The 12,702-nt window shown below is 31.3% G+C and carries 13 protein-coding genes and 1 other annotated feature; all 13 genes read left to right on the top strand.

All coding sequences use genetic code 11. From position 1 onward, the window contains the following. A partial coding sequence (locus SPD90_RS08225; RefSeq protein WP_320924903.1) for a cobalamin biosynthesis protein occupies positions 1-194 on the top strand: 194 nt, incomplete at its 5' end. Then, positions 191-916 (top strand): precorrin-3B C(17)-methyltransferase, encoded by a 726-nt coding sequence (cobJ, locus tag SPD90_RS08220; protein WP_320924902.1) that lies wholly within the window; start codon positions 191-193, stop codon positions 914-916. The genes SPD90_RS08225 and cobJ, both read left to right, overlap by 4 nt. Before the next feature lie 14 nt (positions 917-930). Beyond that, positions 931-1,677 carry a precorrin-6A reductase gene (cobK, locus tag SPD90_RS08215; RefSeq protein ID WP_320924901.1) on the top strand — a complete coding sequence of 249 codons (747 nt, stop codon included), beginning with the start codon at positions 931-933 and terminating at the stop codon, positions 1,675-1,677. A gap of 60 nt (positions 1,678-1,737) precedes the next feature. Continuing rightward, a complete protein-coding gene (locus SPD90_RS08210; protein ID WP_320924900.1) occupies positions 1,738-2,523 on the top strand; it encodes a sirohydrochlorin cobaltochelatase in 786 nt (261 codons plus the stop codon). Positions 2,524-2,560: 37 nt separating this feature from the next. Next, complete coding sequence (locus tag SPD90_RS08205; RefSeq protein WP_320623990.1) at positions 2,561-3,268, top strand: cobalt-factor II C(20)-methyltransferase; 708 nt, start codon at positions 2,561-2,563, stop codon at positions 3,266-3,268. Positions 3,269-3,299: 31 nt separating this feature from the next. Beyond that, positions 3,300-4,196, top strand: coding sequence for a hydroxymethylbilane synthase (gene hemC, locus SPD90_RS08200; RefSeq protein WP_320924899.1), 897 nt, complete (start codon positions 3,300-3,302; stop codon positions 4,194-4,196). Beyond that, positions 4,196-5,698 carry a uroporphyrinogen-III C-methyltransferase gene (gene cobA / locus SPD90_RS08195; RefSeq protein WP_320924898.1) on the top strand — a complete coding sequence of 501 codons (1,503 nt, stop codon included), beginning with the start codon at positions 4,196-4,198 and terminating at the stop codon, positions 5,696-5,698. Before hemC ends, cobA begins: the two co-directional genes overlap by 1 nt. Before the next feature lie 33 nt (positions 5,699-5,731). Beyond that, positions 5,732-6,700, top strand: a complete 969-nt coding sequence (gene hemB / locus SPD90_RS08190; RefSeq protein WP_320623987.1) for a porphobilinogen synthase — start codon at positions 5,732-5,734, stop codon at positions 6,698-6,700. Positions 6,701-7,073: 373 nt separating this feature from the next. Next, on the top strand, positions 7,074-8,303 hold the full coding sequence (gene sstT / locus SPD90_RS08185; RefSeq protein WP_320924897.1) for a serine/threonine transporter SstT: 1,230 nt from the start codon (positions 7,074-7,076) through the stop codon (positions 8,301-8,303). A gap of 146 nt (positions 8,304-8,449) precedes the next feature. After that, complete coding sequence (locus SPD90_RS08180; protein ID WP_320623985.1) at positions 8,450-9,025, top strand: precorrin-2 dehydrogenase/sirohydrochlorin ferrochelatase family protein; 576 nt, start codon at positions 8,450-8,452, stop codon at positions 9,023-9,025. 97 nt (positions 9,026-9,122) lie between these two features. Then, positions 9,123-9,329 (top strand) — a binding site (T-box leader). A 166-nt stretch (positions 9,330-9,495) separates the two neighbouring features. Continuing rightward, positions 9,496-10,530 (top strand): N-acetyl-gamma-glutamyl-phosphate reductase, encoded by a 1,035-nt coding sequence (argC, locus tag SPD90_RS08175; RefSeq protein ID WP_320623984.1) that lies wholly within the window; start codon positions 9,496-9,498, stop codon positions 10,528-10,530. A gap of 31 nt (positions 10,531-10,561) precedes the next feature. Next, complete coding sequence (gene argJ / locus SPD90_RS08170) at positions 10,562-11,779, top strand: bifunctional ornithine acetyltransferase/N-acetylglutamate synthase (protein WP_320623983.1); 1,218 nt, start codon at positions 10,562-10,564, stop codon at positions 11,777-11,779. Positions 11,780-11,819: 40 nt separating this feature from the next. Then, positions 11,820-12,668 (top strand): acetylglutamate kinase, encoded by an 849-nt coding sequence (gene argB, locus SPD90_RS08165; RefSeq protein ID WP_320623982.1) that lies wholly within the window; start codon positions 11,820-11,822, stop codon positions 12,666-12,668. The last annotated feature ends 34 nt before the right edge of the window (positions 12,669-12,702 follow it).

Raw genomic sequence — 12,702 nt, 5'->3', positions numbered from 1 at the left:
CATTTAATACCTTCACTGTAGAAGAAATTTCAAAGGTCGACCATTTATACGGAAAATCAGAATGGGTGAAAAAGAACGTTGGTGTGTATGCAGTAGCAGAACCGTGTGCACATTTACTTAGTGAAGGAAATATGATTATTGAAAAACAAAAATATACTGGAATAACATTTTCGGCAGGGAGAGTGAACAAATGATATACGTTATAGGAATAGGACCTGGATGTAGAGATTTAATGACACAACAGGCAATAGCAGCAATGGAAGATGCAGAGGTTATAGTTGGATATAAAACTTACATAAAATTAGTAGAAGAATTTATAAAAGACAAAGAAGTAGTTCAAAATGGAATGAGAAAAGAAGTAGACAGATGCCAAGATGCTATCGACATAGCTAAAACTGGCAAAAAAGTTGCTGTAATAAGTAGTGGAGATGCTGGAATCTACGGAATGGCAGGTCTTATACTTGAATTAATAACTAAACAAAATTTAGATATACCAGTTAAAGTAGTACCAGGGGTTACTGCTAGTATAGGAGCAGCTGCTGTATTAGGAGCGCCTATAATGCACGACTTCTGTCATATAAGCTTAAGTGATTTAATGACACCATGGGAAGTAATAGAAAAAAGACTTAGATTAGCTGCAGAAGCTGATTTTGTAATCTGTCTATACAACCCAAGAAGTAAAGGTAGAAGTGAACATCTAGCAAAAGCATTTAAAATAATGGGAGAATTTAAAGATGGTTCAACTCCTGTAGGAATAGTAAAAGATGTAGGAAGAGCAGATCAAGAAAAATTCATATGCACTTTCGATACAATGGATTTTGAAAGAGTTGATATGACTACTATGGTTATAATAGGAAACAAATCTACATACATAAAAGATGATTTAATGATAACTCCTAGAGGATATACTGTATAGAGAGGATACATATCATGATTTTAGTATTAGGTGGAACATCTGATAGCATAAATATTTGCAATAAATTAAACGACATGAATTTAGAGTATATAGTTTCAGTAACAACAGAATACGGCAGAGATATTGCGAAAAAGGCTACAGATAATGTATTTTTAGGAAAGCTTACAATAGAGGATATGGTATCTTTAATAAAAGAAAAGAACATAACTCAAATAATAGACGCAACTCATCCTTATGCGACTGTTGTGTCTAGCAACGCGATAGAATGTTCTAAGATATCAAATGTAGATTATGTGAGATTCGAGAGAGAGTCTCTTATAAAGCAAATAGACTATGAAAATAAATATATAGTTGAGAATATAGAAGAAGCTTGTAAAATTGCCGGAGAAAAAGGCAATAACATATTTATCGGAACAGGAAGCAAGAATTTAGACAAATATATAGAGCTATTAAAAGGCAAAAATTTAATTGCGAGAGTATTGCCCACAAGTGAAGTTCTTACAAGCTGTGAAGCACTAGGACTTAATGCCGATAATATCATCGCTATGAAGGGACCTTTTTCTGAAGAGATGAATATTGCTACTTATAAACAATACAATATAGATTTATTGATTACTAAGGAAAGCGGAGTAGCAGGAGGATTTTTAGAAAAAGTAAACGCATGTAAAGCCTTAAATATACCAGTTGTAATAATAACTAGAAAGCAAATAGATTACCCAAAGGTTATAAATAAAGTAGAAGATATAGAAAGAGTAATATAGTTTTATGGGATATTTAATTTTCAAATTTGAGGAAAAATTAATATTAAGGAGAAATTAAAAATGAAAAAAGCAGTATTAGTAGTGAGTTTTGGTACAAGCTACCATGAAACTAGAAAGAAAACAATAGAGGTTTGTGAGAAAAAAATAAGCGAAAAATTAGAAGGATATGATTTTTACAGAGCATTTACTTCTAATATGATAATAAATAAATTAAAGAAAAGAGATAATATGTTCATAGATAATCCAGTTGAAGCTCTACAAAAATTAGCTGATGCGGGATATGAAGAGGTTGTAGTTCAAACTCTACATATAATCTGTGGAGAAGAATACAACAAATTAAAGGAACAAGTTGAAAGCTTTAAACCTAAATTCAAAAAGATAGCTTTAGGAAGACCACTTTTAACTACAATAGACGATTATAGAGAAACTGTTGAAGCTGTAAAAAAACAATTAGACATAATCCAACCAGATGAAGCAGTAGTATTTATGGGGCACGGAACTACACACGAAAGCCATTCGGCTTATCCAGCATTAGAATACATGTTTAGAGATAACGACATGAACGTATATATAGGTACAGTTGAAGGATATCCTGAATTAGATCAAGTAATCAAAAAATTAAAGTCTGACAACATAAAAACTGTAGACGTAATGCCTTTTATGCTAGTTGCAGGAGACCATGCTACTAATGATATGGCGAGTGACGAAGAGGATTCATGGAAATCTATATTAGAAAAAGAAGGATTTAAAGTAAATATACATTTACAAGGCTTAGGTGAATATCCAGCTATACAAGATAAATTTGTAAACCACGCATTAGATTGTGCAAAGGAATTAGAAGACTAATTAACATAATAAAAAACATACTATTGGAGGAAATATAATGGCGAAATTTTATGGAATAGGGACTGGACCAGGAGATAGCTCATTGGTAACAGTTAAAGCAGTAAATACATTAAAAATATTAGATATATTATATACACCAGAACCAAAAAAAGGAACAGATAGCTTAGCACTATCAATAGTAAAAGAATATATACCTGATACTGTTGAAATAAAACAAAGACACTTCCCAATGAATTCAGACAGCGTCGAAAAAATGGCTGCATGGGATCAAGTAGCTGAAGAAATTGTAACAGATGTAAAAGGCGGAAAAAATGTAGGATTTATAACTTTAGGAGATCCTATGATATACAGTACATACGTATATGTAATGGAGAGATTAATAGATGAAATAGAAGTTGAAACTATTCCTGGAATATCTTCATTTTCAAATATAGCATCAAATCAAAACTTCCCACTAGTTATGGATACAGATCCGCTTATAGTAATACCATGTACTATGGAGGAAGAAAAAATAGATGCAGCATTACAAACATACGATTGTATAGTACTTATGAAGGTGTACAAGAATTTCAAACAAATAATAGAAAAGCTAGAAAAATACGATTTAATAGACAATGCTATTTTAGTAAGTAATTCATCTCAAGACAGAGAAGTAGTCTATAAAGACTTAAGAGATGTTCATCTACAAGAAAAAATATCATATTTTTCTACAATATTAGTAAATAAAAACAACAAAATAAAATAATAATCTTAGAAAGATTTAAGGAGATATATTGATGAAAATAGTAGTAGGAACTAGAGGTAGTAATTTAGCTCTTGTTCAAACTAATTGGGTTGTAGATCAATTAAAAAAGGCAAACCCAGATGTTGAATTTGAGGTAAAAATAATAAAAACTAAAGGCGATTTAATAAAGGATCTACCACTAGATAAAATAGGAGATAAGGGCTTATTTGTAAAAGAAATCGAAAAAAGCCTTTTAAATAAAGAAATAGACATGGCAGTTCACAGCATGAAGGACATGCCATCATACCTTCCAGAAGGGCTTAAATTTGCAAGCTCTCCAAAGAGAGAGGATCCAAGAGATGTTCTTATATTTAAGGAAGGCTATAAAAGCATAGAAGATTTACCTAAGGGTGCAAAAATAGGTACAGGAAGCAAAAGAAGAAAATATCAATTATTAAAAAATAGACCTGACTTAGAAATAGTACCTATAAGAGGAAACATCGAAACAAGAATAAAGAAAATCGAAACAGAAAATCTTGACGGTGTAGTATTAGCAGCATCAGGATTAAAGAGAGCTGGTTTAGAAGGAAAAATAGATTACTATATACCAACTGACATTATGCTACCTGCTCCTGCACAAGGAATATTAGCTCTTGAAATTAGAGAAAATGACGAAGAAACTGAAAGCATAATAAATTCTATAAAGGACGACACTACAAAGGTTCAAATAGATGCAGAAAGAGGTTTCTTGATAGGTGTAAATGGAAGTTGTCATATACCTATGGGCGCTTACTGTGATATAAATGGAGATAAAATTAAATTAACTGGTCTTTACGGAGATGGAGATGGAAAGAAAATTATAATTCAATCTCAAGAAGGAATGATAGAGGATGCACCAAAAATAGGATATGAATTAGCGAAAAGTGTATTAAAGGAGTTTGAAAAATAATGAAGGGGAAAGTTTACTTAGTCGGAGCAGGACCTGGAGATTATAAATTAATAACATTAAAGGGATTAGAATGTATAAGAAAAGCAGATGTTATAGTTTACGACAGACTTGCCAATATAAATTATTTAAAAGAAGCTAAAAAAGGCTGTGAATTTATAAATGTTGGAAAAGCATCAAGCCATCATTTATTACCACAGGATCAAATAAATAGATTAATAGCAGACAAAGCTTTAGAAGGAAAAATAGTAACAAGACTTAAAGGTGGAGACCCTTATGTTTTTGGTAGAGGGGGAGAAGAAGGAGAGCTTCTTCAAGCAGAAAATATAGATTTTGAAGTAGTGCCAGGAGTAACCTCTGCAATAGGTGGACTTTGTTATGCTGGTATTCCGATAACTCATAGAGATCACGCATCATCATTCCATGTTATAACAGGGCATCTTAGAAAAGACGGCAAAGAAAACCCTGATATAAATTGGAATGCCCTTGCCAATATGAAGGGAACACTTGTATTTTTAATGGGAGTATCAAATCTAAAAAATATAAGTGATAATTTAATAAAAGAAGGAATGGCTAAAGACACTCCTGTTGCCTTTGTAAGCTGGGCAACTCGCTACAATCAAAGAGTAGTGACTGCAACTCTTGAAAATGCTTATGAAGTAGCTGTTAGAGAAGAAGTAAAGCCACCTACACTAATAGCAGTGGGAACAGTTGTAAATCTTAGAGAAAAATTAAACTTCTTTGAAAAGAAACCTCTATTTGGTAAAAATATAATGGTTACTAGATCAAGAAGCCAAAATAGTAAGTTAGTAGAGAGAATAATGGATTTAGGTGGAAATCCTATAGAAATACCTACAATAAAAATCGAAAAGGTTGAAAATAATATTGAATTAGAAAATGAAATAAAAAATTTTAAAGAGTACACATACTTAGTTTTAACTAGTAAAAATGGAGTCGATATATTCTTTGATAAACTGGATGAAATGGGATTAGACTGTAGAGCACTTGCAAATACAAAGGTATGTGCAATAGGTTCTGCAACATCAAAGGCTATAGCTAAAAAAGGTATCAAAGCAGATATAGTTCCATCAAAAGCTATAGGAGAATCTCTATACGACGAATTAAAAGATATCGTAACTAAAGAAGACAAAATTTTAATACCTAGAGCTAAAAACGCTAGAGATTTCTTAGTCGATAAATTAAATGAAATATCTAACGTGACAGAAGTAATAACATATGAAAGTGTGATGGACGATAGCAAAAAAGACGAAGCTATAAAAGCTTTAGAAGAAGGTAATTTAGATTATATAACATTTGCTAGCTCATCAACTGTTAAAAACTTTATAAACCTAATTGGAGAAGAAAATAAATCAAAATTATCTAATACAAAAATAATATCAATAGGAAAGATAACTACAAAAACTATATTAGATAATGGTTTAGAAGTATATAAAGAATCAGAAAAAGCATCTATTGAAAGTATGATAGAAGCTATGTGTGATTAATATGCCGATTTAAAAGGAGGGCAATGAAATAAAATGTTAAGAAGACCAAGAAGACTTAGAGCTACAAAGGCTATAAGAAATTTAGTAAGAGAAACAAAATTGCAAAAAGAAGATTTAATTTATCCTCTATTTATAGTAGATGGTGAAAATATAAAAAGAGAAATTCCTTCTATGGAGGGTGTTTATCATTTTTCTGTTGATAAACTAGAAGATGAAATTAAAGAATTAGTTGAATTAGGAATAGAACATGTAATATTATTCGGTGTTCCTGATGACAGCAAAAAAGATTGCTGTGGTAGTGAAGCATTCAACGACAATGGAGCTTTACAACAAGGTATAAGAAAAATAAAAGAAATCGCACCAGAAATGGATGTAATATGTGATGTATGCATGTGCGAATACACAAGCCATGGACACTGTGGAATACTTACAGAGGATGGATATGTAGATAATGACAAGACATTAGAATATTTATCAAAAATAGCAGTAAGCTATGCTAAAGCAGGTGCAGACATGGTAGCTCCTTCTGATATGATGGACGGAAGAATAGGTGCACTTAGAAATGCATTAGACGAAAATGGATTTGAAACTGTAGCTATAATGGCTTATAGTGCAAAATACGCATCAGCATTTTACGGACCATTTAGAGATGCTGCAAATTCAGCACCAGCATTCGGAGACAGAAAAACATATCAAATGGATCCAGCAAACTCTAATGAAGCTATGATAGAAGCAGATTTAGACATAGAAGAAGGTGCAGACATAATAATGGTAAAACCAGCACTTTCTTATCTTGATATAATAAGAAGATTTAAGGATAATTATGATCTACCAATAGCAGCTTACAATGTAAGTGGAGAATATTCTATGCTAAAGGAAGCAGTAAAGAAAGGTTTACTAAGTGAATCTGCTATTTACGAGGCTGTAATGTCTATAAAGAGAGCTGGAGCTACAATTATAATTACTTATTTTGCGAAGGATTTAGCTAAGATAATTGATTAGATAAATAAAATTTTATTTATAAATTTTTTATAAGAAAAAATATAAAAAAATTGATGAAACTCTTCCTGAAAATTTTTTCGAAAAGGAAGAGTTTTTTTATCGGTATTAACTGGCATTACTGGGATTTACAGCGATGAATTGGAAAAAAATTGATATAAAAAATATAAAAAAATTAATTAATTAAAAATTTTGAATAAATTAAAAATACATATATATGGGAAAATTAGAACTTTTTAGTTTGATATGGTAAATAAAGGTGAAATAATGTATAGTATTTGATAGATATGGAGAATGAGTATATAAAATAAGGGTTTTGAAAAGGTTTTCTTCATACTAAATGTGTATAAAAATATGCAAGGGGGATTAAAGGTATATGAAAGGTATTATAGAAAAATGGAATAGCATTAGTTTAGTAAAACGTATTCTTTGTGGTTTAGTAATTGGTGCTATATTAGGTGTAGTTGCTAAGCAAGCTACAGTTATAGGACTTTTAGGGGAATTATTTGTTGGAGCATTAAAGGCTGTAGCTCCAGTATTGGTATTTTTCTTAGTTATGGGATCATTAGCACAACATAAAGATGGTCAAAAAAGTAATATGGGTACAGTTATAGGTTTATATTTAATAGCTACTTTTGCAGCTGCTTTAGTAGCAGTTGTAGGAAGCTTCATATTCCCAGTTACAGTTAATTTAGGAGCAGCTGCAGCAGCAGAAGGAGCAACAGCACCTGGTGGAATAGGTGAAGTATTAAAAACTTTATTATTAAATGTAGTTAGTAACCCAGTTAAATCAATAGTAGAAGCTAACTATATAGGTATATTAGCTTGGGCTTGCATATTTGGTTTAGCTTTAAGAAAAGCTTCAGACAAAACTAAAGCATTATTATCAGATGTTTCAGAAGCAGTAACACAAGCAGTAAGATGGGTTATAAGCTTTGCTCCATTTGGTATAATGGGATTAATGTATACTTCTATATCAACAAGTGGTATGTCAATATTCGTAGACTATGGTAAACTACTTGCTTTATTATTAGGATGTATGGTATTCGTTGCATTAGTAGTAAATCCATTAATAGTATTCTTAAACATAAAACAAAATCCATATCCATTAGTATTTAAATGCTTAAAAGATAGTGGTATAACAGCATTTTGTACTCGTAGTTCAGCAGCAAATATACCAGTTAACATGGAATTATGTAAAAACTTAGGATTAAATGAAGATAACTATTCAGTATCAATTCCTTTAGGAGCTACTATAAACATGGGTGGTGCAGCAGTTACAATATCTGTATTATCTTTAGCAACTGTACATACTTTAGGAATACCAGTAGATATTCCAACAGCTTTAATTCTTAGTTTACTTTCAGCAGTTTCAGCATGCGGTGCTTCTGGGGTAGCTGGTGGATCTTTACTACTTATACCATTAGCTTGTAGTTTATTTGGTATATCAAGTGATGTAGCAATGCAAGTAGTAGGTATAGGATTCATAATAGGAGTTATCCAAGACTCTTGTGAAACAGGACTTAACTCTTCAACAGATGCTTTATTAACTGCAACAGCTGAGTTCAAACAATGGAAAAAAGAAGGAAGAAAACTTCCTATCTAGTAACAATTTAAGCTTGAAAAAAATTATTTAAATTTAGAATACTAAAAAGGCTATTACGAAGTAGATAACTATTTTGTAGTAGCCTTTATTATTTGATATAATATTTCTAAAATAAAAATTAAATTTTTCAAAGAAAGGTATTCAACATGCTTTATCCAATAAATTTAAATATAGATAAAATGAAAATAACAATAATCGGTGGAGGAAAGGTTGCGTATAGAAAGGCGGCTAATTTCTTAAACTTTAATAAAACAGTAACAGTAGTATCAAAAGAATTTATAGAAGAATTTGAAGAAATAAAAGAAAAAATAGATATGATTTATGATAAATACGATAAAAAATACATAGAGGATTCTTTCGTAGTAGTAGCAGCAACTAACGACAAGCAGATAAATCACGAAATTGGAGTTTATTGCAACCAAAAGGGAAAATTAGTCAATGTAGTAGACGACAAAGAGCTTTCTAATTTTACAGTTCCATCATATGTGAAGCGAGGAGAATTGCTTTTAAGTATATCTACAGGAGGTAACAGTCCTTCATTGTCAGCGAAAATAAAACGAGAACTAGAAGAAAAATATGACGAGTCCTATGGAGAGTACATAGAGCTTTTAGGATTAGCACGAAAAAAAATAATCGAAGAAAATAAAGATATAAAGGAAAGAAGAAAGAAAATTAAAGCATTAATCGATTTATCAATAGATGAACTTAAAGAAAAAATTTAATTCATAAAATAAAAATAATTTATTGACATAATTTTAAAAGTTCTATATTATTTTATATATATAACTTAGTAATATAACTATTTAAAATGTAAATAAGATAAATTCGATGATGAAGAGAGTAGCATAAGCTGAATTTATAGAGAGCTTGGGATGGTGGAAGCCAAGTAAGGATACTTATAGTGAAAAGAGCTTTGGAGAATGTCTCCAGAATTTTAGTAGGGAGACAGGTAATCTTGCCTTAAAAGAGTAGAGTGGATAAGTTTCTTATCAATAAGAGTGGTAACGCGGAATATTCGTCTCTTGGTTTTTTAACCAAGGGACTTTTTTAATATACTAAATTTGTGTATTGCTTTATTTTAAGAAATTTATTAATAAGAGTGGTACCGCGGAATTTCGCCTCTTGAATAGATTTCAAGGGGCTTTTTTGATAAAAATAATTTGCAAAAAATGATAAAGGGGATTTGAATAAAATGAGTAAAGTAAAAGTAGGAATAATAGGAGCAACAGGATATGTAGGGGTAGAATTAATAAGATTATTAAATGCACACCCACACGCAGAAGTATCTGCTATAGGATCAAACTCTTTTGTAGATAAAAGTATAACAGAGGTTTATCCAAGTGTAGGTATAGGAAATGATATGAAATGCATGAATAATGAAGATGTAATAAAAAACAGTGATTTTATATTTACAGCTTTACCACATGGAGTTAGCCAAGAATTTGTATTACAAGCAGTTAAAGAAGGAAAAAAAGTTGTAGATTTAGGTGCAGATTTTAGATTAAAGGATGAAGAAATCTATAAAGAATGGTATAATGTATCTTTCATAGATAAAAAATTACATGAAGAGGCTGCCTATGGTCTTTGTGAACATTATAAAGACGAAATAAAAAATGCAAGAGTTGTAGCTAATCCAGGATGCTATGTAACTAGTATATCATTACCTCTTATGCCATTATTAAAATCTAAATTAATAAAAAAAGAAGGTATAGTAGCAGATTCAAAATCAGGAGTAACTGGAGCTGGTAGAGGACTTTCATTACTTAGTCATTATCCAGAAATAAACGAAAATATGGCTCCTTATAAAATAGGAAACCACAGACATACTCCAGAAATAGAACAAAACTTAACTGATGCAGCTGGAGAATCAGTAGAAATAATATTTACTCCAATTCTATCACCAATGAATAGAGGAATATTATCAACTATTTACTGTGAAAAAGCTGAAGGCGTTACAGTAGAAAAGATACAAAGTGAATTGGCTGATTTTTACAAGGATAAACCATTTGTAGATGTGTTACCATTAGGACAAGTAGCAACAGTAAAACACGTTAGATTATCAAATAAATGTGCTATATCTGTGCATGAAAATAAATCAAAAATAATTATTTGTTCAACAATAGATAATATGGTTAAGGGTTCAGCTGGGCAAGCTATACAAAACATGAACTTAATGCTTGGATTCGATGAATGTGAAGGTCTAAGCACAATGGCAACAGCCTTTTAATAAATAAAAATTAAGGAGGAAAGGAACATTGATGGAAATCATTAAAGGTGGAGTTACAGCTGCAAAAGGATTTACAGCATCTGGAATGCATGTAGGTCTTAGAAGAAACGTAGAGAAAAAAGATATAGCACTTGTATATTCAGATACAATGTGTAACGCAGCTGCAGTATTCACACAAAATAAAATAAAGGCAAATCCAATATATGTTACAAGTGAACATATAAAAGACGGAAAGGCTCAAGCGATAATTATAAATAGTGCAAATGCAAATACTTTTAATGGAAAAGAAGGATTAAATCACGCCTTCAGAATGGCAAAGGCAACAGCAGAAGTATTGAACTTAAAGGAAGAGGATGTTTTAGTTGCATCTACAGGAGTTATAGGAGAGCCATTAAAAATAGATTTAATAGAAAATAATGTCGGTGAATTAGCTAGCCAGCTTAGCAAAAGAGGTCATATGGCAGCTAGAGAAGGTATAATGACAACTGACATGATCAAAAAGGAAATTACAGTATCTATTGATATAGATGGTAAAAAAGTTGTCGTAGGAGGAATGGCTAAGGGCTCAGGAATGATACATCCAAATATGGGAACAGTACTTGCCTTTATAACATCAGATATAGATATAGATCAAGGCTTATTACAAGAAGCATTGAGATATGCGACAAACAAAAGCTTCAATAGAATAAGTGTAGATGGTCAAACAAGTACAAACGACATGGCTATAGTTCTAGCAAATGGAAAAGCTGGAAATACTAAAATAACTGAAAAAGACAGAAATTACGATACATTTTTACAAGCACTAGTTTATATATGCACAGAGCTTGCTAAATTAGTCGCTAGAGATGGAGAAGGTGCTACAAAGCTTATAGAATGTGTTGTAGAAGGTGCTCAAACAGAAGAAATTGCAGCGAGATTATCAAAAGCAGTAATAACATCTACTATGGTCAAAGCAGCGGTATTTGGTGCAGATGCAAACTGGGGAAGAATTTTATGTGCTATAGGATGCGAAGGTTCTGAATTTGACCCTAACAAGATAGATATAATATTTGAAAGTAAAAAAGGATATATAGAAGTTTGTAAAGATGGTGAACCATTACAATTTAACGAAAAGAAAGCAAGAAGTATATTGGAAGATGATGAAGTAACTATAATAGTAGATCTTCAAATGGGGGACGAAAGAGCCAACGCTTGGGGATGTGATTTAACTTACGAATATGTTAGAATTAATGGTAGTTATAGAAGTTAGATAACTAAAAATATAAAGTTGAAATTGGGGATGAATAGTTATGAAATTTAATGATGACAAAGCGAAAATGTTAATCGAGATGCTTCCATATATTGAAAAGCATAGTGGTAAAACTATGGTAATAAAATATGGTGGAAATGCAATGAAAAACGAAAGATTAAAAGAATCTGTTATGGAAGATATAATTCTTATGAGTTATGTTGGGATAAACATAGTTGTGGTTCATGGTGGAGGACCAGAAATAAACAAAATGTTAGACAGATTAAAAATACAAAGTGAATTTATAAATGGATTAAGATACACAGACGAAGATACAATGGAAGTTGTACAAATGGTTCTTGCAGGAAAGGTTAACAAAGAACTAGTTTCAAAAATAAACCAAAGAGGTGGAAATGCGATAGGTCTTTGTGGTATAGATGGAAACATGTTAGTTTGTGAACCAACAAAAGAAGACTTAGGATATGTAGGAAAAATAGTTGAAGTAAACCCACAAATAATAAGAGATAACCTTGATGCTGGATATATTTCTATGATAGCTACAATAGGAGCTGATAGAGAAGGTCAAGTTTATAATATAAATGGAGATATAGCAGGTTCTGCAATAGCAGGGGCACTTAAAGCAGAAAAATACATTCTTTTAACAGATGTACCAGGTTTATTAGAAGAGCCTTCAATGGATGATAGCTTAATATCTCATGTATATAAAGAAGACCTACCAATACTATTTGAAAATGGAGTTATAACAGGTGGAATGATTCCAAAGATAAATAGTTGTATAGATGCCTTAAATCAAGGGGTTAAAAAAGTTCATATCTTAGATGGTCGAGTTAGACATTCACTTCTAACTGAATTATTTACAGATGCAGGGGTAGGAACTTTAATAGATTAATTTTTACAGTGTTTAATAGAAAGATATTTTAGAG

Origin of the sequence: Intestinibacter sp., from assembly GCF_034113885.1 — a bacterium.
Taxonomy (GTDB): domain Bacteria; phylum Bacillota; class Clostridia; order Peptostreptococcales; family Peptostreptococcaceae; genus Intestinibacter.
Note: the sequence above shows the minus strand (reverse complement) of the source record. Positions and strands in the feature narration are given on the sequence as shown.

What these genes read in the sequence shown, in the direction of transcription:
- cobA (WP_320924898.1), top strand. Translation starts at nt 4,196, where the DNA reads ATGAAGGGGAAAGTTTACTTAGTCGGAGCAGGACCTGGAGATTATAAA.
- SPD90_RS08205 (WP_320623990.1), top strand. Translation starts at nt 2,561, where the DNA reads ATGGCGAAATTTTATGGAATAGGGACTGGACCAGGAGATAGCTCATTG.
- argJ (WP_320623983.1), top strand. Translation starts at nt 10,562, where the DNA reads ATGGAAATCATTAAAGGTGGAGTTACAGCTGCAAAAGGATTTACAGCA.
- SPD90_RS08210 (WP_320924900.1), top strand. Translation starts at nt 1,738, where the DNA reads ATGAAAAAAGCAGTATTAGTAGTGAGTTTTGGTACAAGCTACCATGAA.
- SPD90_RS08180 (WP_320623985.1), top strand. Translation starts at nt 8,450, where the DNA reads ATGCTTTATCCAATAAATTTAAATATAGATAAAATGAAAATAACAATA.
- hemC (WP_320924899.1), top strand. Translation starts at nt 3,300, where the DNA reads ATGAAAATAGTAGTAGGAACTAGAGGTAGTAATTTAGCTCTTGTTCAA.
- argC (WP_320623984.1), top strand. Translation starts at nt 9,496, where the DNA reads ATGAGTAAAGTAAAAGTAGGAATAATAGGAGCAACAGGATATGTAGGG.
- cobK (WP_320924901.1), top strand. Translation starts at nt 931, where the DNA reads ATGATTTTAGTATTAGGTGGAACATCTGATAGCATAAATATTTGCAAT.
- hemB (WP_320623987.1), top strand. Translation starts at nt 5,732, where the DNA reads ATGTTAAGAAGACCAAGAAGACTTAGAGCTACAAAGGCTATAAGAAAT.
- sstT (WP_320924897.1), top strand. Translation starts at nt 7,074, where the DNA reads ATGAAAGGTATTATAGAAAAATGGAATAGCATTAGTTTAGTAAAACGT.
- cobJ (WP_320924902.1), top strand. Translation starts at nt 191, where the DNA reads ATGATATACGTTATAGGAATAGGACCTGGATGTAGAGATTTAATGACA.
- argB (WP_320623982.1), top strand. Translation starts at nt 11,820, where the DNA reads ATGAAATTTAATGATGACAAAGCGAAAATGTTAATCGAGATGCTTCCA.